This is a genomic window from Chitinophagaceae bacterium, assembly GCA_016710165.1.
Taxonomy (GTDB): domain Bacteria; phylum Bacteroidota; class Bacteroidia; order Chitinophagales; family Chitinophagaceae; genus Ferruginibacter.
The window spans coordinates 325,453-350,718 of sequence record JADJLJ010000002.1; the positions used below are offsets into that span (position 1 = coordinate 325,453).

Here is a 25,266-nt window from a genome sequence, read left to right on the forward strand (position 1 = left end):
GACTATAAAACATCGTTGTTCCGGTAGTTATCGGAACTCACTTAAGCTTTATACCATTGCTGAACTTCTATTGAAGCCGCTTCCAGGCAACTTCTGCAATAACAGACTGTCCTCCCTGCGTGGTATGAGTTACCACGTATTTGATCTCATTGCCGGTATACCTGTACAGGCGTTTTTGTACGGTGCCTTCCCAGTTAGGAAAAGAAGCATGCGCTATATTGAATGTAATTGTTTTGCTGGCTTCGTCAACTGAATACGTGCCAAAATGCGAATTACTTCCCTGCACCAGGGCCTGGTATTCTTCAGCCGTGCCCTTGTTCTTATCCCCGGATGCAACTTTGGGCCTTACCGCTTTCAGGATCTGGATGGCATAATTTCCCCTGGCATCAAATACCAGCATCCCCGCAGGATCCTCCCCATACGGATGCTGCCTGCTGCTGTCGGGATAAATATTATCAACGGATACCAATGTCCATGTTCCGGTTAATTGCTCTTTTAGATCTTTATTTTGTTGAGCGTATAATACCGAAACATTTACCAGGATAAGAAATGCGGTCATTATTTTTTTCATGTCATTCATTTGTTTTAAGAGTGGATATTAATAGTTTATTTTTATAAGCTCCCCGTTGGCAGTTCCTTCAATACTCCTTTTGTAGCCCCCTGCTAAATCGTTAGCAGGTATATCTGAGATCCTGGCGGGGCTCACCACATTAACCCGGATGCCTCTTGGCATTTCCAGTGATGCAGCCAATACAAAACTATTGATGCCCCCATTGGCAATGGCCTTGCCTGCTGCATTTTTGGCTGGCTTGTCACCCATTTTCCCGGAAGTGAGCGTAAAAGAACCATTGTCGTTTAAATAATGTTGCCCAATGCATACAAGGTTGGCCTGTCCTAAGAGTTTATTTTTTATTCCCAGGTTCAGCTTTTCCTCCGTCATGGAGAACAGTTCTCCGGCATAACTGTCCCCGGCTGTACAAATACAGGCATCAACGTTGGCTGTTGTTTTAAACATATTTTCTATTGAGGCGGCTGAAGAAATATCCACCCGGATATCTCCGCTGTTTCTGCCGGCTGTTATGATCTCATGTTTTTCCGCAAGCAGGGGGGTGATGATCTTACCAATAGCCCCGCTTGCGCCAATTACAAGTACTTTCATTTTTTAAGTTTAGTAGTGTAAAATTATACAAGACAACAGGATCCATACTTGTACAATTTTGCACTTATTCTGTATCTTGCCCTTAATGATAAAAGAAAATTTGTACAAGCCCTTTGAAATTGAGTACAAAGAACTGGGCAGGTATCCGAAGACTAACCGGAGCAAAAGCTTCTTTGAACTGATTTATATTGTTGACGGAACCGGCGTACAGTACATTAACCGGAACAGTTTTAATTACCGCAAGGGCAATCTCTTTTTGATCACACCGGAGGATACACATTCTTTTGAAATAGCAACAATGTCCCGGTTCTTTTTTCTCCGCTTCAATGAGTACTATGTAAGATCAAATATTTCAAGAGACAAAGATGCGGTGCAGCGGTTGGAGTACATCCTCAAAAATGCCAGTCACCGCCCGGGATGCATATTAAAGAACAAAGCAGATAAACCGCTCATTGCATCATTGGTTGACAGTATCATACGGGAAAATACCAACCAGCAGATCTATTACAGCAAGATCATAGAGCAGATCGTGAATACTGTAATTATGGTGGTGGCAAGAAATATAGCGCTGAAGCTTCCCAAAAACCTGAAGGAGAATACCGGTGAACCCGTACTGGAGATCCTGCATTATATACAGGAGAATATCTTTGAACCTAAAATGCTCCAGGTGGAGAAGATGAGCAAAAGCCTGGGTATTTCCATTGCCTACCTGGGCCGGTATTTTAAAAAACAAACCGGTGATACACTTCAGAATTACATTCTGAATTTCAAAATGCGTTTAGTGGAGACAAGGTTGCTGCATAGTGATATGCGGATTAATGAAATTGCCTTTGAGCTTAACTTTGCAGACGAAAGTCATTTGAACAGGATGTTCAAAAAATATAAAGGATTAAGTCCTTCCGCGTTCAGAAAAAAATCCGCTGATGATGAAAAGGCCATCGCTTAACAGGAAGGGAAATCAGTTTATAAACAATACGCTTCTATTTTCTCTTCACAAAATCCCTCAAATAACTGCAACTGCTGAAGGCCTCCTGATAAAAAGCGGTGTTACCGTATTCTTTTACAAAGGGTGGGAAATATTTGTTATTTGTGAAGGCAGGCCAGTAATCTTTAAAGGCTGCATCATATTTATCCCAGTTGCCGGTATACTCATTGTACTGCGGCTGGTGAACCTGCTTTTGACTGCATTTGGCCATCATGAATAAGCAACGGGCCTTGAAATTTCTGTCATTGGCAGCCTTCATGGCTTTCTCAAAATAGTCATGTGCCTTATAGCAACCGTAATATTCCTTCTGGAAGCCGGTGGTATTTTGCGGGATATAATATCCGTCAACGCCCGAGCGTCCATATTGCACCAGTTCCCAGGTATGGCCATAGTAGGTCATGTTATACATGCCCAGCGCCATTTTATAATAGTGTTTTGCCGCATTGGCTTTGTCTGTTTCTGCTGCTTTTTGCAACCGCAGCATTTCCTGTGCAAAGGCCAGTTTGGTTGTTTTGTAATTCTTTTCACCCCGCAATTGTTCCTCCCGGTCGTACAACAGGTCCACAAAGGGATTCTTGGCGACCAGGTTTTTGTCCTGCGATTTTTTGAACCACTCCATGGCTTTGCTGTAATTGTATTCCCTTAAATAACACGTGCCGGCAAAATCAACCACTTCCTTTTTGGTCACGGAATTATGAATGAAAAGATAGTGGTCGAACCTGGTGGGTTGCTTATTGTCGAGCATGGCATACAGTTTCTCCACGTCTTTACTGATCAGTTTGTTGCGCAGGAACTCAACCCCCTCAATTCTCCGGTAATCATTTTGTTTTCCCTTCATGATCCAGTCTGCAGCGCCGATACACAGGGCTTCTTTCACCAGGTCGCCCTGCTCATGATAACGTTTTGCCAGTATCTCGCTCATCAGGTTCCGGTAAATGGTCTTCCATTGCTGTATTTCCGAATAGTTGATCTCCACCGGCTTTTCCGATCTCATTCTTTCTTCCAGCCATTGCAGGGATGGCAACAGCAGTTCTTCAAAAGCCGCATCGATCTTTTCCTTTTCATTGAGGGTGATGAGCAGGTTGGTGAGCGCCCACTGGTCTTTTAGTTTTGGGGTGAGCGGCATGGTGGCAGCCACGGCGGCATATTCCCTGGCATTGGAATAGTCTTTCATCATGTATGCAGCGTAAGCAGCCGCTGTTTCAAGCAATCCGGCATTTTTTAATTTATTATTTTGGGCGGCATTGTGCAGGAATGTTGCCAGGGCCTTTACTTCCTTCCCGGCATCGGTTACAATGCTGTCTGCATCACCATCGGTCCAGTTAAAATAAAATGCCTTGCCGCCGCTTTGTTTCTGCAGTACCGGTGAAAAATATTTTTCCTCCAGCTTGTTTATCTCCCGTACCACCAGCACTTCCAGTTCTTCACTGGCCGGGTTGAGCCGGAAGATCTCTTCCATCGTACTTAATTCATTGTTTACACTGCCCAGGGCAAACAGTGCCAGCATGGATGCCCGTTCTTCATTATTCTTACATAGGTCTACATACTCTTTTCTCTCTGTCTTTGAATCCACGCTCCATTTAAATCCCAGGTAATTGGAAACTCTTTTTACCGGGGTGGAAGCGAATACCTTACTGAAAAGATAAGCCGCCTCTTTTTGCCGGCCACTGCGGAACAGGGCCCCGGCCTTCAGTGACAGGCAAAGGGGCTTCAATATACTGTTGGTATTGGTTTGGGCCGCATACTCATCGTACCAGTTGATCACATCGGTGTACCGCCCGCTGTAATGCGCCAGCCGTAAAAACTGGTAAGCATATTTCTGTTTGAAGATATCTTTTTTGGCTGCCCCATACAATTGCTGCCCGTTCTTTATGAGCTTCGCCATTTTTAAACTATCCCTTTCCGGCACGATCCAGTCATCGGCCCCGCCGATCACATACGGCTCTGCCTGCCTGGCATACAGGATATATCCCAACGCTTCCAGGTCTTTGCTGTTGAGGAAATATTCCGTCATGCTGTTTTGCTTGACGGAATCCGGTATTTTCAGCGGCTGACCTTTTTCAATATGGTAATAGAGGTTATGGAGGTCTTTTACAGAGAATTTATTCACTAATTTTTTTGCATCCGCAGCGCTGACGGGCGCTGTACAGTAACCGGCCCATTCCTGGGCAAGTATATCCGGAGTATTCACGGGTTCGCTGGCATCGTATAAAAAATTATAACCGGTATAATAGAAAGGACGGTATGCTTTGGCGTCGGGCAGGTTCTGGTGAAAGAAGGAAGTGTAATAATCATACGGGTCTGCATCGGGGCCGCAGCCGATGATGTTTTGGGGAAAAGAAATGAGGAAGGCGCTAACGCAGGCTGTTATAAATACTTTCCAGTTCATTCGTTGTGTATTTATTTAAAATTACAGAATCAAGGTGGTAGAGCGATACCCGTAGTTGGGTATTTTTCAATCTGCTGCCTGCTTCGTTTGCTGCAGCCAGGATCTCTTTCAGGTCGCTTTGTTCATCGCGGATCAAATCGCCCTTTCTCAGTTCATATCCATTCAGCAGGGTATCTTTCAGGATCTCATAGCGGTTGCCGGATCTTTTTGTAAAAGCATCCGTGAAGCAGTTGCCGGGCAGGTTTTGAATAAGTCCGGCGTAGCTGTTGTTACGGTATAGGACCTTCCAGTCGAATAAGGGAAGGGCCAGGTCCAGCGGCAGGGGATAATTGGAAAGGTTGCTGCTGTATTTTTTCAGTTCCCGGGTCTCCAGGATGGAATTTTTGGTTGCCGGGTTCTTTAAGTTGCCCATGTTGTAGCACATGAGCAGTCCCCTGTCAACAGGCGGCACACCGGTTTTGACCAGGAATTTGATTTGATGCAGGCGGATGGTGCAGGATAGTTTGTAGCCTGCCTGTCCGTTAGGCAGGTCTGTCACTTTTTGTTTGAGGTCATTCAACAGCCGGAAATATTTTTCTTTGGTAGCTTGCGTCCAGTCGCAGTCAATTTGTATTTCTTTTATGGACTTAAAGCGGTTGCCGCTGATGATATCCTGTATCAATGTATGGATCCGGTTTGCAAGCATGGTTATTTGTGATGGATCGGTCTTCCGGATACATTCATTGCTGATAAATACAACAGGGATCACCTGTATCTTCTCCGGAAGTTTGTTGTTTGTGACTTGCAGTTTCGCCACCGGCACGGGTGACCTGCTTTCTTCATCCCAATCCACATCGAAGAATTTAATGTAGAGGGTCTTTACTTCGAGTGAATCCAGCCGCTGTTCTTCAAATCGGGTCAGGGTAAAAACAGATTTCCAATAATAGAAACTACGTTCAACCGTTCTTTCTGATCTTTTCTCATTGCAGGAAATAGAACAGGCCAGGGATATCAATAGTAATGCCGGACAACGGGTAAGGGTATTATATTTAGAGACGGCGTTTAGAGAAAACATGATGCCAAAAGTAAACCAATCAGGTAAATACCGGTTGCAGGGTATTGTACAGGTCACGCCATTGCAGATATTTGAAGAACAAAAGCAACCGTTATGAAATGGAATTTTGCATTACTGTTTTCTCTTTTCAGCCTGGTAATTAATGCACAGGATTATAAACTGGAAGGCAATGAAGTGAAGACCGCAAAGCAAGTAATATTTGAAACAGGCAGCGATAAATTGAAGCCGGAGAGTATGGCTGCCCTGGAGACCATTAAGCAGTACCTGGCGGACAAATCATATATCAGCCTGCTTCGGGTGGAATGTCATACCGATAATTCCGGCGATGCAAACGCCGGCCAGTTACTGACTGAAAAAAGGGCGCTGGCCATCTGCAAAAAATTAGTGGAGATGGGAGTGGACTGCAGGCGGCTGATCGCTGTTGGTTTTGGCAATACAAAACCCGTGGCAGATAACAGCACGCCGGAAGGCAGGGCCCAAAACCGCCGGGTAAGTTTTTTAAATGCTGCTTTACGGAACAGGCTGATCGGGGGGATGCCGGCAGACGGAGGCGGCAAAGTTGCCGGGGATGTCTGTAACTGATTAGCGGTACTTATCTTTGCCGGATGACCTCCCAGTTTTTTACCTACGACAAACGAAAAGTGATACAGGCGCTGCGCTATCATTTTATTACCCGCAAGGAGATCCGGATCATGATGATCCTGGTGAATGTATTTGCCCTGCTGTCTGCGGCCTTGTTTTTCTTTAAGAAGATATCTCCCTTCGCTTTCCTGATCAGCTCCATGTTATGGTTCATGCTGATGATCACTTTCTGGTTCTTATTGCCTTATATGGTTTACCGGAAAGCCGATACGTTCAAAGACCGTTTCCGGGCTAAATTATCCGAGGATGAATTCAGGATCGAGAATGAGCGGGGCGGCCGAAGCTGGAGATGGGGCGATTTCAGCACCTGGATCGAAAGCCCGCATTTTTTTCACCTGTATTTCAATACCCGGTCGTTCTTTATAGTGCCCAAAGATGCTTTTGAAGGGGATGAAGTACATGCTGCAAGGAATATATTCAGAGAAAAGATTGCCAGGAAATGACCTCATCAGCTAAGAGGATAAAAGATAAAAGGAGCAAAAGAGGAGATTGTTATTTCTTCTTTTGCTCTCCTGAGCATTTGTCGAAGGATGTCCCCTTAGCTAAATATCTCCTATAAGTACTTTTCCATTACATAGTGCGGGATGGTAACTTCAGTAAACTCATCGCCAACGACCCGGTAGCCTAATTTTTCATAGAAGCCCAGCGCTGTTTTCCGGGCATGCATCAGCAGTCTTTTATAGCCCTTGTCCCTGGCAATGGTTTCTGCAAAATTCATCATACTGGCGCCGATGCCTTTTCCCTGCAGGTTGTTCTGAACGGCCATTTGCCTGAGGCGCAAACTGTGATTATCGGTTTTTGTAAGCAGGCAGCAGGCGAGCATCTCATCATCATCAAAAGCGCCTATCAGGATGTCTTCTTTTTCCCTTGCCAGTTCTTCTTCATTAAAAGAAAGACCAAGGGGCTGGCGGAGAATGTCATTCCGGAGTTTCACCATTTGTTGGTATTCTTTTGAGCCGTGGTCTATTTGTTTTAAGGCCATAACAGGTTCAGTTTTGGTAAAGGGGTTAACTATTAGCAAAAGAAGAATTACCAATATACAAACTTTTTGGTATCAGCCCACCTATGGTAAAAAACTCTCATGAACTTTGGGGGCCGGGATGGGACCGCCAGCCACATAAAAATCTGCTCCTTCGGATGGTTATTTTACCGGTGCCTGAAGGACCAAAAACCGTTTATAAGGGAACAATATCTATTTCTTTGTATTTATCCCAAAATGTATATTTTTGCACCCTATACAAACTAAATTTTACAATCATGTCAGACATTGCAACAAGAGTAAAGAAAATAATTGTTGACAAATTAGGTGTAGATGAGGCGGAGGTAACCCCGGAGGCTTCTTTTACCAATGATTTAGGTGCCGATAGCTTGGACACCGTTGAACTTATTATGGAATTTGAAAAGGAATTCAATATTTCTATTCCGGATGAGCAGGCCGAGACCATTACCACAGTTGGACAGGCCAATGCGTACTTAGAAGAGCATGCTAAGTAATTAATTTAATTATCACAGGCAAATTTATGGCTTTAAAAAGAGTTGTAGTTACCGGGTTGGGAGCTCTGACGCCATTGGGCAAAACCGTTGACAGCTACTGGCAGGGTTTGACCGATGGGGTGAGTGGATGCGATAACATCAAACAATTCGACTGCAGCAAGTTTAAAACCAGGTTTGCCTGTGAGGTTAAAGATTTTGAACCTACCAGTTACCTCGACCGTAAAGAAGCCCGTAAGATCGACCGCTTTACCCAGTTTGCACTGATAGCCAGTGATGAAGCGGTAAAAGATGCGGGCATTAACCGGGAAAATGTTGATACCGACAGGGTGGGTGTCATCTTTGCCAGCGGTATCGGCGGGTTGATCACCTTCCAGGAAGAAGTGATCAACTTTGCCCTGGGCGACGGTACCCCTCGCTTTAATCCCTTCTTTATTCCCAAGATGATTCTGGATATTGCCGCCGGGCAAATTTCCATGCGGCATGGTTTCAGGGGCCCAAATTTTGCCGTGGTGAGCGCCTGTGCATCCAGCACCAATGCCATCATAGATGCCTTTGATAATATACGTTTGGGGAAGGCCGATATCATACTTACCGGTGGCAGCGAAGCGGTTATCAGCGCTGCAGGGGTTGGTGGTTTTAATGCCATGAAGGCACTGAGCGAACGCAACGACAGTCCTTCTACCGCAAGCCGCCCGTTTGATAAGGACCGGGATGGTTTTGTTATGGGCGAAGGGGCTGGTGTTCTGGTACTGGAAGATATTGATCATGCACTGGCAAGGGGTGCAAAGATATATTGTGAGATTGCAGGCGGCGGAGCCACTGCCGATGCACACCATATAACGGCTCCGCACCCCGACGGATTGGGCGCAAAAAATGTGATGGCGGCTGCATTAAAAGATGCCGGCATGAAACCCGAGGACATTGATTACATCAATGTGCATGGTACCTCAACACCCCTGGGTGACATAGCCGAAACCAAGGCCATCCTGAGTGTATTCGGGCAACATGCGTACGATCTCAACATAAGCAGTACCAAAAGCATGACCGGGCATTGCCTGGGGGCTGCCGGTGTGCTGGAAGCGCTGGCATGTATCCTGGCAGTAACAAAAGATATTGTGCCACCAACCATCAATCATTTTACAGACGACCCCGAGCTGGACCCCAGACTCAACTTTACTTTCAACAAGGCACAGCCACGCACAGTGAATGCAGCCCTGAGCAATACGTTTGGCTTTGGGGGGCACAATGCGTCGGTTATTGTAAAAAAATACATTTCGTAGTATTGCTTCTTTCTTATAAGCCGGCAAATAAAAACCCATTCCGGGCGTTTACCATTGCAAGGGGAGATAAAAAAAATCTTAATTTTATCTGTCTTAAATAAGATTAATTTCACGCAAACTATTTTCCGTTTTGCAATTCATAAAAGACTTATTTAAAAGCCAGAACAGCAACCGGGATTTCCGGAAGCAGCTTAATAATATCCTGGGATTTTCACCCGGCAATATCGCTTTATACAAAACGGCACTGAGTCATCGCAGCGTACGGGAAGGGGCCGATGAGAATAATGAACGCCTTGAGTTTTTGGGTGATGCGGTTTTAAGTTCTGTGGTGGCGCATTACCTGTTCAGAAAATATCCATACAAGGGAGAAGGCTTTTTGACCGAGATGCGCAGCAAGATGGTGAACCGCCAGAAGCTGAATGATATTGCATTGAAGATGGGTATTAAAAAGATCACTTTTTATAACAAATATGATAATGCCCTTAAGGTTTCGCAGATATTCGGTAACACGCTGGAAGCATTGATCGGGGCCGTGTACCTGGATAAAGGCTATGCCGGTACCCATAAGTGGGTGGAGAAGTACATCATCATGCCGCATATGTTCATCGACGACCTGGAAGTGATCGAGATCAACATCAAGAACAAATTATACGGCTGGGCCAATAAGAACGGCAAGGCCCTGGAATTTGAGACCCTGGATGAAAAATTTGAGAACGGCCGCCGCTTATTTACCATTGGCGCCACGGTTGACGGAGAATTGATCGCAGAGGCCAAAGGGTACAATAAAAAAGATGCCAGCCAGATCGCTGCACAGTTGGCGGTGGACAAACTGGGTTTATAAACGTTTAAGGGTTTAAAGACGTTTAAGGGTTAAAAAACGTTTTTAAACGACTTAAACCATTAAACGATTTTACGATGACATTTGGAATTTTAGGAAGCGGCAGCTGGGGTACTGCACTGGCAAAGATCTTAACGGATAGCGGAAATGTCATTTACTGGTGGAACCGCAGCGAGGCACACATTCAGCACATTCTTGCCCGCCACCATAATCCGCAATATTTATCGAGTGCCCATCTTGATGTAACCAGGCTGAAACTTTCCACCAATGCTGCAGAAGTTATTGAAAATAGCGATTGTGTGGTGATCGTTATCCCTTCAGCCTATGCCGTCAGGGCCCTGGATGGTTTGAACAGGGATATTTTTGCAGGGAAAAAAGTGATATCGGCCATCAAAGGCATACTGCCCGACCAGAACCTGCTGCTGAATGAATACCTGAAAAATGAATTTGCCGTTGAATTGAGAGATTATTTCACCGTACTGGGCCCATGCCATGCCGAGGAAATAGCCGCCGAAAAATTATCATACCTCACGTTTACGGGCATTGATGAAAAGACAGCCCATGAAATTGCTGCCTGTTTCAGAACGCCGTATCTGAATACCGTTGAGAATAATGATATCTACGGGGTTCAGTTTGCAGCAGTGCTGAAGAACATTTATGCCGTTGGGGCCGGTATTGCACATGGGCTCGATTACGGGGATAATTTCCTGAGTGTACTGATCGCAAACAGTGCCGACGAAATGGCGGGGTTTTTGAAAAGGGCCGGCATAAAAAATATAGAAGTGGGGCATACTGATGCCCGGCAACCCACAGAAGAGCATCGCTCAAATAATTATGCCGCATCCGTTTACCTGGGCGACCTGCTGGTTACCTGTTACTCCCTCCACAGCCGTAACCGGGCCTTTGGGAATATGATCGGCAAGGGATATTCTGTAAAAGCGGCCCAGTTGGAAATGAGCATGGTGGCGGAAGGTTATTATGCCAGTAAATGTATTCACACGATCAACCAGCAAATAAAAGCCGATATGCCCATTGCCGAAACCGTTCATAAAATATTATGGGAAAACCTGCCTGCCGCCGAAGGATTTAACAATATTGAATTGGCGCTGGTGTAAAAACGGGTTAACTTTATGGGAGAAAATAAGATCATGCCATTCTCCTTCTCAAATATCAGCGCTTCGGTTTTGATCTTTATGGTTGTTTGCCTGACCATTGCAGAGATCGTTAAACATCTGCGAAAGAGTTACCGGCATTCAGAAAAATAGGTCCGCCGCTATACCATCAGCAAAAAATTTTCCTTTGTTTGTCAAAATAAGACAGTTATTTTCAATCGTTAGTTTTCCGGAGTTTTTGTATTTATTACCTGCTGCTTTCAGCGTATTGCTTTTTTCTTCCCCAAATACCTTGCTCACATGCGCCAGGTCCAGCCCCTCCCTTGTTCTCAACGATGTCATTATGTATTCGTTCAGCTGTTGTATTTCAGTCAGTGTTTCTTCCTCAAAGGGGATCACCCCTTTTTCTACAGATTGAATGTACAGGGCGTTATTGGAGATATTCCACCTGCGTTTATTTCCGTCAAATGAATGTGCTGCCGGGCCAAAACCATAATAGGTTGCCCCGGACCAGTAACTGCTGTTGTGTTTGCTGCGGAAGCCCGGTTTTGCAAAATTGCTTATCTCGTAGTGTTCATATCCTGCCTGTTCCATGGCATCCAGCAGCATCCGGAAATGCCTGGCCTGTTTATCGGCATCCACCGGTTCTTTTTTTTGCAGGGCTATCATTTTATCAAGGGCTGTCCGGGGTTCAACGGTTAACGCATAGCAGGAGATATGCGGTATGTTCCTGTTGATAAGGATGTTCATGTTTTTTTTCCAGTCATCATCGCTTAACACGGGCGAGCCATAGATCAGGTCGGCAGAAAAATTACTGAAACCGGCATCCCGGATCTTATCAATGCAGGAAAGTGATTCAGCCGCATGGTGAACCCGGTTCATCCATTTCAGTTCTTCATCCTGGAAACTCTGGATGCCCACACTCAGGCGGTTTATGCCAAGCGATCGCCATTGCGCCAGTTTCCCATCGTTGATATCGTCCGGGTTTGCTTCCAGCGTAGTTTCAATATCGGGTGTAAAAACAAAACGTTCCTGCAACGCCTGGATGATCCGTTTCAGGTCATCGGCAGAAAGTATGCTGGGCGTACCGCCTCCAAAATAAAGGGTGGAAATTTTTTCTTCCCCTTGAAGGGATGGATACAGGTCCGTGCGTCGTATTTCCTTCAGCATTGCTTCCACCATATTTTCCTTTTGTGACAGCGAAGTTGAAAAATGGAAATTGCAATAGTGACATGCCTGCCTGCAAAAAGGGATATGTATGTAAATGCCCGGCAAAGATTTCTGATTTAAGTCCCGGTTAGTATCGGGATAATATTTTAGATTTGATCATTAATGACCCCTGTTAAATCAATACGTTGTAAAATTCTTTTTCCTGTATTGCTGAGCACAGGGTTGATGCTGGTTTTTTTTCATTCCTCCGCCCAGGTTACAAAAACCTCTTCCTGGCTATTACAGGTGCAACTTGTTGACAAAGATAGCTCCTTTAGCCGGCAGCCTTTAAAATTACAAACCAGCTTCGCCGGCAAACTGCTATGCAGCAATTATGTCCGTGGATTACCGGCTTTGCTGGGTTCTAAAGGATATCCCACTGCATCGGTCGACAGTATTTTTGAATTGGAGAACCATACGGTCATTCACTTGTTCTTAGGCAAAAAGTACCAGTGGATAAAATTGAAGCCTGACGGAATTGAAAAAACGGCCATGGACGAAAGCCGTTTCCGGGAAAAGGATTATGCCGGTAAACTGCTTAATATCCGGCAATTGGTATCGCTGCAGCAACGGCTGCTGGATTACTATGAAAAAAATGGCCATCCCTTCGCTGAGATATTTTTAGACAGCATCCGCCTGGATGATGATAAAATGGAGGCGCTGCTGAGAGCCAGGAAAGGACCCCAGTACCATATTGACAGCATACGGGTTTTTGGAAAAGCCAGGATCTCAAAAAATTTTCTCCGTCATTACCTGGATATTTCCAACGGAAGCCTCTACAACAAGTCAAAACTGGAGCAGGTAAGCAAAAGATTACTGGAACTGCCTTACCTGCAGGAAGTGCAATCCAATGATATAACGATGCTGGGTTCGGGTGCCATACTCAATCTTTACCTGGCCCCGAGGCGAAGCAGCCAGGCGAATTTTCTTATAGGCTTTCTGCCCAATGCCAGCCAGTCAGGCAAACTGCAGCTTACTGCCGATGTGAACCTCAACCTGAAAAATGCACTGAATGGGGGAGAAACCATCTTATTGAACTGGCAGCAACTGCAGGCAAAATCTCCCAGGCTTAACCTGGGCTACCAGCAACCTTACATCTTCAATTCCTCTTTTGGTTTCGACTTTGCCTTTGACCTGTTTAAAAAGGACTCTACTTTTCTCCAGGTGAATGCACTTCTCGGGCTTCAATATCTTTTATCGGCCAGCCAGTCGGGTAAAGTATTCTTCCAATGGCAAAACAGTTTTTTGCTGGCCAATGGGGTTGACACCAACCAGGTAAAGGCAACCAAAACACTGCCTCCCAACATTGATGTAAGTGCGGTGAACATAGGGCTGGATTACGACTGGAGTAAAACGGATTACCGGCTTAACCCGAGAAGCGGAAATGAGCTAAAACTTACGGCGGCTGTGGGTATTAAGAATGTGAAGCGTAATAACGATATACTCAGCATCAAAGACCCTTCCTTCAATTATGCAAGCCTGTATGATTCGCTGAAAGAACGGGCTTACCAGTTCAGGATAAAACTTTCGGCTGCACATTATTTCCCTGTAGGCAAGCAGGCTACGGTGAAAACGGCTTTAAATGCCGGGGTGTTTATCAGCCCCAGTACCTTCCGGAATGAGTTATTCCAGATTGGCGGGTATAAGCTGCTGCGTGGGTTCAGCGAAGAAAGCATTTATGCCACGCAATATGCTGTACTGACTGCAGAGTACCGCTACCGGCTCGCACTTAACTCTTTCCTGTTTGGGTTTGTAGACGGAGGCCTGGTTAAGAATAAATACCAGGCCATAAACCTGAAAAATAACTTTATCGGGGCCGGGCTGGGACTTGCCTTTGAAACCAGGTTCGGGTTGCTGAATATCAGTTATGCAGCAGGCAAACGCAATGATGTGAAGCTGAATCTCCGGGAAGCATCCAAAATACACTTTGGATATGTCAATTACTTTTAAGAATCTCGGCAGCAGCCTCTATTTTTGCAAATTAAATAAGGCAGTGTTGAAGTGTTTTTTTTTATTTGGTACGGGGGTGGTCATTTTATCATCATTTGCATATGCGCAGCAGGCAGACAGTTTGCATGTTGCAGATAGTACTGTCGTAAAAACCGATTCACTGCGGGCGGCTGTTGTAAATGATTCCATTGTCCCATTGGTCACGGCCAAACCGGTATTCAGATTACAGAACGGGTTTTTAAACTCCGAAGCCGACCCCGTTTCATTTGCGGTTGAGTATAAAAAGGAAAAAAATGAAGATTCTTTATTTTACCTGATCACCGGCATTGTTTTGCTGCTTGCCTTTTTTCGGTATTTCTATAACCGTTATTTTTCCAACCTGTTCCGGGTATTCTTCAATACTTCATTGCGGCAGAACCAGCTCACAGACCAGTTACTGCAGGCAAAACTGCCATCCCTGCTATTCAATTTATTTTTTATCATCAGCGGAGGTATGTATGCTTATATCCTCCTTGAATATTATCATTTGGTACACGACCGGCACAGGTGGTTGATGATAGGGGCATCCATTGCAGTAATAGGGGTAATTTACCTGCTGAAATACAGTACGCTTAAATTTACCGGGTGGATCACAGGATTGAAGGATATTACCAATATCTATGTTTTTGTCATTTTTCTTTTCAATAAGATCATCGGTATTTTCCTGGTGCCCTTCATTGTAATACTCAGTTTTTCTGACATGGCTATTGCAAAGACCAGCGTGATCGTTTCTTTGATGTGTATCGCTGTATTCCTGCTGCTTCGTTTCTTCCGGTCATATGGCCTGCTGCAAAACCAGTTAAAAATCAGCCCCTTTCATTTTATGCTTTACATAGCAGGTATTGAGATATTACCCCTTTTACTGATATACAAGGGTTTAATGTTGTATTTGTCTAAAAATTTGTAATTTTGCAATACTATTTCATAGTAAAATATGATAAAAAACGGTTCAACGCAGGCTGACAAGGCTTTCAAACCAATAAAAAGCATACTTATAACCCAACCGAGGCCCGAAGGAGAAAAATCTCCTTATTTTGATTTGGCTAAAAAGTATGGTCTTAATCTTGATTTTCATCCATTTATAGTGGTTGAGGGTATTCCGGCAAAAGACTTCCGTAAACAAAAGATTGATATCGGGAGTTATTCTGCTGTGATATTTACCAGCCGGAATGCCATTGATCATTTCTTCCGTATATGTGATGAAATGAAAGTGACCGTATCGCAGGAAACCAAATATTTCTGTATCACTGAAGCGGTGGCCCTTTATCTTCAAAAATTCATCCTGTACCGCAAGCGCAAGGTGTTTTACGGTGCCGATGGTACCAATAAAAGCCTCTTTGATGTTATCAATAAGCACAAGGACAATGAAAAGTTCCTGTATCCCTGCTCCGAATCCTTTGACAGTGAAATAACCAACTGGTTGAAAGGCAACAACTGTGAGTATGCTACCCCGGTTTTGTACCGCATCATCAGCAACGACATTACCAACGTGATGTCAAATGAATATGATGTTATCTGTTTTTTTACACCAGGTGGTGTAAAAAGTTTGCTGGAAAACTTTCCTAAGTTCAAACAAAACGGAACCAGGATCGGCGCTTTTGGGGTCAATACTTTTAAGGCTGCAGAAGACGCAGGCCTGGTTTTAGATATTAAGGCTCCCCAGCCCCAGGCCCCCAGTATGGTAAGCGCCCTGGAACTTTATCTTTCCTCCCTGAAAAAGAAATAACAATAAACATAGTTTCATCGGATCACCTCGCCGTGAGGCGGGTGATCCGTTTTGGTACTGCGGATACTGTTAATAGTTTGATATTTGTATTTTAAAATAAAATGGCAACTACCGGAAAAAAGACAAACAGGCTGATCAACGAAAGCAGTCCTTACCTGATTCAGCATGCATATAACCCGGTTGACTGGTATCCCTGGGGAGAGGAGGCTTTGCAAAAAGCTAAGACAGAAAATAAGGTAATTCTCGTCAGCATTGGTTATTCTGCATGTCACTGGTGCCATGTTATGGAAAGGGAAAGTTTTGAGGATGAAACGGTCGCTCAACTGATGAACGAACATTTCGTATGTATCAAGATCGACCGGGAGGAAAGACCCGATATTGATCACATTTATATGGACGCCGTACAGGCAATTTCCGGAAGCGGTGGATGGCCCCTGAATGTATTTCTTACGCCCGATAAGAAGCCCTTTTATGGCGGAACCTATTTTCCCCCGGTAAAAGCTTATCAGCAGTCTTCGTGGACAGATGTCCTGCATGCTGTAAAACAAGCCTGGACGGAAAGAAGGGGTGAAATGATTGATCAGGCAGAAAACTTAACAGATCATCTTCAGAGGTCCAACAGTTTTGGCGGATTTACGAATGCTGTAAAACAGCCACTAACGGATCAAAAGGCTCTAAAAGAACAACTGGATCTGATCTTTAAAAATATAATGAAGGCAGCAGACACAGCGTGGGGAGGGTTTGGTAAAGCGCCTAAATTCCCTCAAACCCAAACCATTCAGTTTTTGCTGCAATACCACCATTATACGGGAAATAAAGAAGCCCTTGGCCAGGCACTACTTTCGGTTGACAAAATGCTGCAGGGAGGGATCTATGATCACCTGGGCGGAGGTATGGCCAGGTACAGCACCGATTATGAATGGCTGGCTCCCCATTTTGAAAAAATGCTTTATGACAATGCCCTGCTGATAAATGTACTCTGCGATGCTTTCCAGGTCACAAAAGATCCTGCTTATGAAAAAGCAATAAAACAAACCATTGGTTTTATTACAAATGAATTTAGTAACGGTCAGGGTGGTTTTTTTTCAGCACTGGATGCCGATTCCGAAGGAGAAGAAGGCAAATATTATGTTTGGCATAAAACGGAGGTGGAAGAGATACTTGGCCCCGATACTGAAATTTTTTGTGATTTTTTTAACATATCAGAAACGGGAAACTGGGAGGGCAGGAACATACTGCGAATCTTAAAAAAAACCAGTGATTTTGCAGGTGAAAACGGGTTTGGGATTGATGAGTTCGATAGTAAAATTACTGCCTGTAAACAGCTTTTGTTGTTAAAGCGCAACGAAAGGGTAAAACCCCAGCTGGATGATAAGGTACTGCTGGGTTGGAATGCATTGATGATAACAGCCTTGTGTAAGGCTGGCGCAGCGTTGGGAGAAAGTCAATATATTGCTTTGGCAGAAAAATGCTTTCAGTTTTTAGCCGGTAATATGCTTAAGAATAAGGAGGGTATTGAATTTCTTCATACCTGTAAAAACGGGAAGGCAGCATACCCGGCCTTTCTTGATGACTATGCTTTTCTGATCCAGTCCTGTATTTACCTCCAGGAGACCACATCCAATAGCACCTACCTGGTTTGGGCACAAAGACTGGTTGATCATGTTACCAGCAATTTTGCTGAACCCGGGACAGGTTATTTTTTCTTTACTGGGGTGGATCAAAACGACGTAATTGTACGCAAAAAAGAAGTGTATGATGGAGCTACTCCATCCGGAAACAGCGTGATGGCTGATAATCTATTCTATTTAGCAATCATATTTGACAGGCAGGATCTGCACCAAATAGCTGTAAAAGCACTTGATGCATTGAATGATGCCATCGTAAATTACCCGACTTCCTTCGCCACTTGGGCAACATTGATAATGAGGAAGTTATATGGTATAAAGGAGATCGTAATAGCCGGAAACGAATTCGAGGGGGGCAGGGACATGCTGCTAAGGAGTTATCTGCCCAATAAAATAGTTCAGTGTGCAGCTGCCGAAAATGTACTTTTCCCATTATTAAAAGGTAAAAATTTCAATGCAGGAATTGCTGTTTACCTATGTAAGAACCACGAGTGCCTGGCACCCGTTCATTCAGTTGAAGACCTGTATGTTCAGCTTCATATTGTGGAGAATAACTAATCATATAAACACAATATTTGCAAAATTCTGCCGTTTACACTTTTCAGGATTATAATTTGTTGAAAAAAAATTACTGATTCAACCCGAAAGCGATGTTAAATCAAAATAATCATTACATTTGCTCAATACCCTCAAAGTTAAAAACAATGAAGTACAGGCTGTTCTATCTGATAGCTGTTATAGCTATCTCATCTACAACAACCAGTTGTAAAAAATCCGGTAGCAAATCAAGTGGTGGTTATGCTACTGACAAAGGCCAACTGATCGGTGTTGCCCCCTCTTCTAAATGGAGCTTACCGAAACCTCCCGGCATGGTTTATATTCCACCAGGAACATTTCATATGGGTGCAAGTGACGAGGACCTGAGTTATGCGCTTACTGCCCGTAATAAATCTGTTTCTATCAGTGGATTCTGGATGGATGCAACGGAGATAACCAATAATGAATACCGCCAGTTCACAAACTGGGTCAGGGATTCTATCGCTGCAAAGCTTATGGGTTTTGTTAAGCAGGGTTCAGATGGAAACGAATACATCGACTGGCAGAAAGCGAGGACGATCAAGTGGGGTGATAAAGCAACCATGGAAAAAATAGATGCCATTATCGTTACGCCCGATAACCGCATATTCGGTAAAAAAGAGATTGATGCAACCAAAATAGTTTATCAATCTGAGATTTTCGACTACAAAGCTGCTGCACAGAACAAAGATGCTACAGTACCGCGTTCTAAGTTCATCATTAAGAAAAACATACCTGTTTATCCGGACTCACTTTCCTGGGTCAGGGATTTTGCTTACTCGTACAATGAGCCAATGGCAAAAAAATATTTCAGCCACCCTGCATTTGGAAATTTCCCGGTTGTGGGTGTGAACTGGAAACAGGCTACTGCTTTCTGCGAATGGAGAACTCATTATCTCAATGCCTACCTTGAGTCTAAGAAAAGGGCTGCTGAAGTTGACTTCAGACTTCCTACAGAGGCCGAATGGGAGTATGCTGCAAGAGGCGGACGTTCCCAGGCCGATTATCCCTGGGGTGGTTATTACCTTCGTAACAAGAAAGGTTGCTTACTGGCAAACTTCAAGCCGGGAAGAGGTAACTATCCGGAAGATGGCGGATTTTACACCGTGCGTGCTGATGCATACTGGCCGAACGATTTCGGACTATATAACATGGCAGGAAACGTAGCGGAATGGACATCTTCTTTGTATTATGAAGGCGCTTATAGCTTCCAGCATGATATGAATCCGGACATTCGTTATAATGCCAAGGAAACAGATAAACCACGTGACAAGCGTAAAGTATTACGTGGTGGAAGCTGGAAAGATGTAGGTTATCTTTTACGGACCGGAACAAGAGCTTACGAATACCAGGATACAGCAAAATCTTACATTGGCTTTCGTTGTGTAATTGATTTGCCTCCGGCTCAGAAAAAGGGCAAAAAGTAAACAGTTTCCGAAACTAAGAACTAATGAGGGGTACCTGTAGTATTGAAAACAGGTACTCTATAACTTTTGTGTAATCAAACTTTAAATAATCCCCAGTTAAAACTTAAAATTTTTCAACCATGGCTCACAGAAAAAGAACCTTCTTAACCCTAATTGATGTATTGGTAAGTGCCGGTGCCGCAGTAATTATCTTTGCTGCCTGGGCAAAACTTACTCACCAGTCTTACGCCGATATGATGTTAACTATTGGTATGTGGACAGAAACAGCGATCTTCCTTGTTTATGCAGCCATTGAGTGGGTTAAACCAAAGCATCATGAAGAAGACGACCAGCCAGACGATGTAATTGAGAATCCTTCTTTACAGTCAATGGATAAAATGTTACAGCAGGCAGATATCACACCAACAAGTCTTAAAAAATTAGGAGAAGGCTTTCAAAAGTTACAGGGTACTGTGGGCAATATGACCGAGATCGGCGATGTGGTTAAAAACACCGGCGATTTCAGTAACAAGACAAAAGAAGCTACGGCTGCACTGGGTAATATGACCACGGCGTTTGCAAGCAGCGCCGCCACAATGGGCAGCTTCAGCAATGCTGCGGAAAGTGCCAAAGGGTTCCATGAGCAGGTACAGGTCTTAACAAAGAACCTGGGGTCGTTGAATACCATTTACGAACTGGAATTGAAAGAAAGTAATAATCACCTTAAGTCGCTGAATACATTCTACGGAAAACTGGCAGAAGCCAGCCAGACCATGATGGGCACCGTGGAAGATGCAGGCAAAGCAAAAGAGCAGATCGGTGTTCTTGCCAATAACCTGGGTAAACTGAACGCAGTTTATGGCAACATGCTCAGCGCCATGCAGGGCCGTTAATGAAGACCGGTGCTTAATCGCAGAAAACTAAACAATTTAAAACTAACAATCGTAAATCTAAAATACTATGGCTTTACCTAGAGAGCCCCGGCAAAAGATGATCAACATTATGTACTTGGTGTTGACCGCTATCCTTGCGCTGAACGTATCAAATGAAGTGATAGAGGCCTTTAAAACGGTGGATAAAAGTCTGCAAAGTTCCAATGCAAGCATATCAAGTTCCAGCAATATTTTGTATAAATCACTTTCGGAAATGCTGTCTAAGGATGAGACGAAAGTACAGGCAGCCATATGGCAACCCAAGGCTGAACAGGCAAAGGCTTATGCGGCCTCACTGGATACATATATAAATGAACTGAAAGTGGAATTAAAAAAAGGAGCAGGGTTGGTTATTAAAGAAGACGGGAAAGAAGATTTTAAAGAAGATAACCTCGACGCATCAACCCGCCTGTTTGAAACAAACGGAAAAGGTAATGAGTTAAAGGCAAAACTGGAAGATTTCAAAAAGAAGATCCTTGCACTGGATCCAAAGATCCAGGCCAAGTTTGAAAATAATTTCCCCGTTAGTACAGAAGGAGTGGAAGGAAAAGAAGGTAAAAAGGATTTTACAACAGGTTTTTTCCACATGACCCCAACAGTAGCAGCATTGACTATTTTGAGTAAGTTTCAGAACAATATCAAGAACGTAGAGAACCAGGTGGTTACTTATTGTGCCAGCCAGGTGGGGGCTGTAGAAGTTCATATGGACGAAGTAGGTGTATTGGTTGGTCAAAATTCTAATTACTTAATGCCTGGCCAGGAATTGGTTGTTACAGCAGGCGTAGGAGCTTACAGCTCTACAGTAAAGAGTAATATTTCTATTAATGGGAGCCCGGTAGCTCTTGTCGCCGGACAGGGGGAGTATAAAACAAAAGTTAGTGGATCAGGCAAGCATACCATACAGATCAGCGGGAGTTTTACAAACGAACAAGGTAAGCAGATCCCAATAAGTAAAACCGTTGAATACGTGGTTGGTGTTCCGGGCGGTGCAGCCGTAATGCTGGATAAAATGAATGTATTTTATATTGGTGTAGAAAACCCGATAACCATATCATCGGGCTCAGGCTGGGATAAAACAACCGTATCAATGGCCGGTGGAACCATAGCAGGAACCGGGTCAAACCGTGTTGTTACGGTTACAACTCCAGGGGCTGCAAGTATAACAGTGACTGCGGACGGAAAATCAAGTAAGTTTGATTTCCGGGTTAAAGTAGTTCCTGATCCTGTATTTAAAGTAGCCTCCGGCAAGCCCAGGATGCCATCCGTTGAATTCAAGAACCAGCAATACTGCCGTGCCGAACTTGAAAAATTTGATTTTGATACACGGTTCAGCATTGTAAGTGCTACTGTTTATTTTTCCGGTGCCGGTTTCCCAAGTGTGGCTACTTCTTCAATTAATGGAAACAATTTAGCGCCGATTGCTTCGTTTTTAACAAGGTGCGGTCCGGGTTCAGTAGTTACGTTTGACAATATTAAAGTGACAGGCCCCGGTGGACAGAGAACAATTGAAGGAAGATCATTCGCCCTATATTAATAAATTAATAAAGATTTGCTATGAAAATGCAATTATTTAAATACCTGGCATTGGCAATTTGCTTTAGCATGTTTGCAGGTGTTGTGGAGGCTCAACAGAAGAAAAAGACAACAAGGACAGCCACCAAGCGGACTACAACACGTAAAACAGCCAAGTCAAAAACAAAGGCTACCATCAACCCTACAGCACCCGTAACGGATACGGTAAAAGCGGTTGCCGTGGTTCCACCGCCACCACCACCCATAAATGACAGTCTGCCGGTACCGGTCATTAAAAAGTCATTGAGGCCGGATGAAGCGGTTGAGACAACCATGCTGAAGGACAGAACTCCATTGGTTTATGAAAACCTCCGTGCCGATGATGCCATTTACCGTCATAAAATATGGAGGGAAATAGATGCCAGGGAAAAAATTAACCAGACTTTCATGTATACCGCCAACGAGAACAACGGTAACCAGCGGTTCATTTCCATACTGCTGAAAGCAATTGATGACAGTGCAGTAACTGTTTTTAGCAGCATTGACGACAGGTTTACCACACCCATGACAAAGGCAGAAGTTGCTAAAGCAATTGGTGGTGATTCTGTACCGGTTCCTCAATACGATACAGCCGGTAACCTGATTGGTACCATATACAAAAGGGCTGAAGTAAATCTCGATTCATTTTACAGGTTCAGGGTTAAAGAGGAAGTGATCTTCGACAAAGAAAGTTCCCGCCTTTTCTGGAGGATATTAGGAATAGCTCCGGTTAAAGACGTTATAACATCAATGGGTGTTAACCTGGGTCCCACAGAATTATTCTGGGTTTATTACCCGGATATGCGCCCGATATTAGCCCGGTATGAGGTTTATAATGGCAAAAACTATGGGGGCCGTATGAGTTGGGAAGACCTCTTCGAAAGCCGTATGTTCTATGGTCGCATTATTAAGAGCTCCATTGATAATCCGCTGGACAGAATGATCAGGGATTATCCCGGTCTGAAAGAAAGAGGTATTTTACAGTTACTGGAAGGGGAGAATATCAAAGAGAAGATATTTAATTACGAACAGGATCTGTGGAGTTACTAATAACAATTATTAGAAATATTTTAAAAAGCCCCGGTATATCACCGGGGTTTTTTATTTGTGGTATAATCTGTCCATTATTTTAAATAATAATCATTTTTTATAAATACCCACAATAGGGTATTGGCTGCTAGTCTGTGGATGGTTATCTTTGTTTCGGTTTTTCATAGGATATTGGATTTTAAACGGGGCTGAATTTCCATTCTGGCCCCTTTTTTATTGTTTTCCCCTGAAATATTCAGTGACCAGGGTGGCTTTAGCATTCCCGATCACCTGCGCTATTTCTTCCCGGGATTTTTCTCTGATGACCTTTATTGATCTGAACTTTTTCAACAACAGGTCTGTGGTCGCTTTCCCGATACCCTTTATCTGTTCCAGTTCGTTCTTAAAAGTACCCTTGCTTCTCAGGTTTCGGTGAAACGCGATGCCGTAATTGTGTACCTCGTCCCTGATGCGCCGCACCAGTTTCAGGCTTTCACTGTCCCAGGGCAGTTTAAGTGATTGGCTGTCTCCCGGGAAGAAGATCTCCTCCTCATTTTTAGCAAGCCCGACCACAGAGGTGGTTCCTGGCAGTTTTAATTCATGGATGCTTTGCATGGCAGCACTTAACTGCCCTTTCCCGCCATCAATGATGATCAGTTGGGGAAGCGGCTTATTTTCGTCCAAAAGCCGTTTGTAGCGCCTGTATACCACTTCTTTCATGGAGGCAAAATCATTGATGCCTGTTACTGTTTTTACTTTAAACCGCCTGTATTCCGCTTTGTCTGGTTCACCATTTGTAAAACATACCATTGCCGAAACCGGGTAACTTCCCTGCAGGTTTGAGTTATCAAAGCACTCAATGTGCAAAGGAACTGCCGGAAGTGAAAGATCCTTCTGCAGCTGTTCCAAAAGCCTTGATTTTTCGCCGGTGGATCTTTCTCCCAGGTTGAGTATTTGCTTTTTCCGGAGCTCGTCCCTGAAATGATTGACATTCTTTTCTGAAAGAGCCAGTAATTTTTTTTTGTCGCCGCTCCGGGGTATGGTAACTGTGATACCTTTTTCGGGGTATTCAATGGCAAAGGGCACGATGATTTCTGTTGAGTTGCTTTCGAAATTTTCTCTTAGCCGGGCAGCAGCAAAGGCCAATACTTCTGCGGCTGTTTCATCCAGGTGTTTTTCCAGGGTGATGGTTTTGGTTCTTACAACGGAGCCTGCATGAATGGACAGGTAGTTGACATAAGCGATGTTCCCTTCTTCCAGTATTGAAAAAACGTCCACGGTTCCTATCCGGGTATTTACTACGGAAGACCTGGACCGGTAGTTTTGAAGATGTTCGAGTTTTTTTTTGAGGACGGCGGCTTTTTCAAATTCCATATTTTCAGCAAGCTGCTTCATTTCTTTTTTAAAATGCTGTATCACCGGACCGAGGTTGCCTTTTAAAATATTGATAAGCTGCTGCAGATCCTCATTATAATCCTCTGCTGTTTGCAGGCCTTCACAGGGTCCCTTGCAATTGCCCAGGTGATATTCGAGACAAACTTTAAACTTCCCTTTCCTGATATTGTTTTCTGTCAGGTTCAGTTTGCAGGTACGCAGTGAAATGGTTTGCCTGATAAAATCAAGCAGTTCCCTGGCCCGTTCAACAGAGGTATACGGCCCCAGGTATTGGGATCCATCATGTATCTTTCTTCGGGTGAAAAACACCCGGGGAAAGCGCTCATTTTTTATTACGATGAAGGGATAACTTTTGTCATCCTTGAGGTTGATATTGAATTTTGGCTGATTCTCTTTTATCAATGTATTCTCCAGCAAAAAAGCATCCTGTTCATTGTCAACGATCGTAAATTCAATGTGATGGATACGCTTTACCAGCTCGTGGGTTTTATAACTGGTAAATGTCCTGGAAAAGTAAGAACCGACCCGTTTACGGAGATTTTTTGCCTTTCCAACGTACAGCAGTTCATTGGTAACGTTGTAATACTTGTAGATTCCCGGTTCAACCGGGATGGAGGAAGCAATGTCCGTGAATTCTTTGTGAGTCATTATGATTAAAAATCCCAGGTTATTTTTTCTTCTTTTTCTACGGATGAGTTCCCGTTTTCATCGGTTAAAATACTTGTGATCTTGAAGTATTTACCACTTTGCCAGGTCAGTTGCAGTGTTTTTGATTTGCTGATCTCTTTGATCATATAAATACGCCTTACTTTACTGCTTTCTGCATCAATATACACATCCCATCGCTTCAGTTTCATGGAATCGGGCAGTTC

The 25,266-nt window shown here is 44.0% G+C and carries 23 protein-coding genes; 15 read left to right on the plus strand and 8 right to left on the minus strand.

Annotation, left to right across the window (positions count from 1 at the left end; genetic code table 11):
• Positions 1 to 67: 67 nt before the first annotated feature.
• Together IPJ02_11795 and IPJ02_11800 are read right to left on the minus strand one after the other, a co-directional pair.
• Entirely contained in the window at positions 68 to 571 is a 504-nt protein-coding gene (locus IPJ02_11795) for a lipocalin-like domain-containing protein (protein ID MBK7376209.1), read from the minus strand.
• 27 nt (positions 572 to 598) lie between these two features.
• Positions 599 to 1,159 (minus strand): short chain dehydrogenase, encoded by a 561-nt coding sequence (locus IPJ02_11800; protein MBK7376210.1) that lies wholly within the window; start codon positions 1,157 to 1,159, stop codon positions 599 to 601.
• 85 nt (positions 1,160 to 1,244) lie between these two features.
• Here IPJ02_11800 and IPJ02_11805 point away from each other — a divergent pair, with 85 nt between their 5' ends.
• A complete protein-coding gene (locus tag IPJ02_11805; protein ID MBK7376211.1) occupies positions 1,245 to 2,105 on the plus strand; it encodes a helix-turn-helix domain-containing protein in 861 nt (286 codons plus the stop codon).
• 34 nt (positions 2,106 to 2,139) lie between these two features.
• Here IPJ02_11805 and IPJ02_11810 read toward each other — a convergent pair whose 3' ends face one another.
• Positions 2,140 to 4,533 (minus strand): hypothetical protein, encoded by a 2,394-nt coding sequence (locus tag IPJ02_11810; GenBank protein MBK7376212.1) that lies wholly within the window; start codon positions 4,531 to 4,533, stop codon positions 2,140 to 2,142.
• Positions 4,499 to 5,587 carry a hypothetical protein gene (locus IPJ02_11815; protein MBK7376213.1) on the minus strand — a complete coding sequence of 363 codons (1,089 nt, stop codon included), beginning with the start codon at positions 5,585 to 5,587 and terminating at the stop codon, positions 4,499 to 4,501. The genes IPJ02_11810 and IPJ02_11815 overlap by 35 nt, the downstream gene beginning before the upstream one ends.
• A 93-nt stretch (positions 5,588 to 5,680) precedes the next feature.
• Here IPJ02_11815 and IPJ02_11820 point away from each other — a divergent pair, with 93 nt between their 5' ends.
• Positions 5,681 to 6,169: an OmpA family protein gene (locus IPJ02_11820; protein ID MBK7376214.1), complete on the plus strand. Its 489-nt coding sequence runs from the start codon at positions 5,681 to 5,683 to the stop codon at positions 6,167 to 6,169.
• A 23-nt stretch (positions 6,170 to 6,192) separates the two neighbouring features.
• Positions 6,193 to 6,672 carry a YcxB family protein gene (locus IPJ02_11825; GenBank protein ID MBK7376215.1) on the plus strand — a complete coding sequence of 160 codons (480 nt, stop codon included), beginning with the start codon at positions 6,193 to 6,195 and terminating at the stop codon, positions 6,670 to 6,672.
• Positions 6,673 to 6,782: 110 nt separating this feature from the next.
• Here the strand turns inward: IPJ02_11825 and IPJ02_11830 are convergent, their stop codons facing one another.
• Entirely contained in the window at positions 6,783 to 7,211 is a 429-nt protein-coding gene (locus IPJ02_11830) for a GNAT family N-acetyltransferase (GenBank protein ID MBK7376216.1), read from the minus strand.
• Between the two features lie 275 nt (positions 7,212 to 7,486).
• Between IPJ02_11830 and IPJ02_11835 the strand changes: the two genes are divergently transcribed.
• From IPJ02_11835 to IPJ02_11850, 4 genes are all read left to right on the plus strand, one after another.
• The gene (locus IPJ02_11835) at positions 7,487 to 7,723 is read left to right on the plus strand and encodes an acyl carrier protein (GenBank protein MBK7376217.1); all 237 of its coding nucleotides are present in this window, start codon (positions 7,487 to 7,489) and stop codon (positions 7,721 to 7,723) included.
• A gap of 26 nt (positions 7,724 to 7,749) precedes the next feature.
• Positions 7,750 to 9,003, plus strand: a complete 1,254-nt coding sequence (fabF, locus tag IPJ02_11840; GenBank protein MBK7376218.1) for a beta-ketoacyl-ACP synthase II — start codon at positions 7,750 to 7,752, stop codon at positions 9,001 to 9,003.
• A gap of 130 nt (positions 9,004 to 9,133) precedes the next feature.
• A complete protein-coding gene (gene rnc, locus IPJ02_11845) occupies positions 9,134 to 9,844 on the plus strand; it encodes a ribonuclease III (protein MBK7376219.1) in 711 nt (236 codons plus the stop codon).
• A gap of 74 nt (positions 9,845 to 9,918) precedes the next feature.
• Positions 9,919 to 10,956, plus strand: a complete 1,038-nt coding sequence (locus IPJ02_11850) for an NAD(P)-binding domain-containing protein (protein ID MBK7376220.1) — start codon at positions 9,919 to 9,921, stop codon at positions 10,954 to 10,956.
• Between the two features lie 138 nt (positions 10,957 to 11,094).
• Here IPJ02_11850 and hemW read toward each other — a convergent pair whose 3' ends face one another.
• A complete protein-coding gene (gene hemW / locus IPJ02_11855) occupies positions 11,095 to 12,228 on the minus strand; it encodes a radical SAM family heme chaperone HemW (protein ID MBK7376221.1) in 1,134 nt (377 codons plus the stop codon).
• A gap of 102 nt (positions 12,229 to 12,330) precedes the next feature.
• On the opposite strand from hemW, the gene IPJ02_11860 reads away from it, so the two are divergent.
• The 8 genes from IPJ02_11860 (at position 12,331) to gldN (ending at position 23,020) form a co-directional block, all read left to right on the plus strand.
• The gene (locus tag IPJ02_11860; protein ID MBK7376222.1) at positions 12,331 to 14,112 is read left to right on the plus strand and encodes a BamA/TamA family outer membrane protein; all 1,782 of its coding nucleotides are present in this window, start codon (positions 12,331 to 12,333) and stop codon (positions 14,110 to 14,112) included.
• 46 nt (positions 14,113 to 14,158) lie between these two features.
• Positions 14,159 to 15,058, plus strand: coding sequence for a DUF4271 domain-containing protein (locus tag IPJ02_11865; protein ID MBK7376223.1), 900 nt, complete (start codon positions 14,159 to 14,161; stop codon positions 15,056 to 15,058).
• Positions 15,059 to 15,085: 27 nt separating this feature from the next.
• Positions 15,086 to 15,877, plus strand: a complete 792-nt coding sequence (locus tag IPJ02_11870; protein ID MBK7376224.1) for a uroporphyrinogen-III synthase — start codon at positions 15,086 to 15,088, stop codon at positions 15,875 to 15,877.
• 101 nt (positions 15,878 to 15,978) lie between these two features.
• Entirely contained in the window at positions 15,979 to 18,063 is a 2,085-nt protein-coding gene (locus tag IPJ02_11875; protein MBK7376225.1) for a thioredoxin domain-containing protein, read from the plus strand.
• A 146-nt stretch (positions 18,064 to 18,209) separates the two neighbouring features.
• Positions 18,210 to 19,508 (plus strand): SUMF1/EgtB/PvdO family nonheme iron enzyme, encoded by a 1,299-nt coding sequence (locus IPJ02_11880; GenBank protein MBK7376226.1) that lies wholly within the window; start codon positions 18,210 to 18,212, stop codon positions 19,506 to 19,508.
• 119 nt (positions 19,509 to 19,627) lie between these two features.
• Entirely contained in the window at positions 19,628 to 20,380 is a 753-nt protein-coding gene (gene gldL, locus IPJ02_11885; GenBank protein ID MBK7376227.1) for a gliding motility protein GldL, read from the plus strand.
• 67 nt (positions 20,381 to 20,447) lie between these two features.
• Positions 20,448 to 21,953, plus strand: coding sequence for a gliding motility protein GldM (gldM, locus tag IPJ02_11890; GenBank protein MBK7376228.1), 1,506 nt, complete (start codon positions 20,448 to 20,450; stop codon positions 21,951 to 21,953).
• Between the two features lie 20 nt (positions 21,954 to 21,973).
• Positions 21,974 to 23,020 carry a gliding motility protein GldN gene (gldN, locus tag IPJ02_11895; GenBank protein MBK7376229.1) on the plus strand — a complete coding sequence of 349 codons (1,047 nt, stop codon included), beginning with the start codon at positions 21,974 to 21,976 and terminating at the stop codon, positions 23,018 to 23,020.
• A gap of 213 nt (positions 23,021 to 23,233) precedes the next feature.
• Here gldN and IPJ02_11900 read toward each other — a convergent pair whose 3' ends face one another.
• Both IPJ02_11900 and IPJ02_11905 read right to left on the minus strand, forming a co-directional pair.
• On the minus strand, positions 23,234 to 25,042 hold the full coding sequence (locus IPJ02_11900) for an excinuclease ABC subunit C (protein MBK7376230.1): 1,809 nt from the start codon (positions 25,040 to 25,042) through the stop codon (positions 23,234 to 23,236).
• 5 nt (positions 25,043 to 25,047) lie between these two features.
• On the minus strand, positions 25,048 to 25,251 hold the full coding sequence (locus IPJ02_11905) for a hypothetical protein (GenBank protein ID MBK7376231.1): 204 nt from the start codon (positions 25,249 to 25,251) through the stop codon (positions 25,048 to 25,050).
• Positions 25,252 to 25,266: the final 15 nt, after the last annotated feature.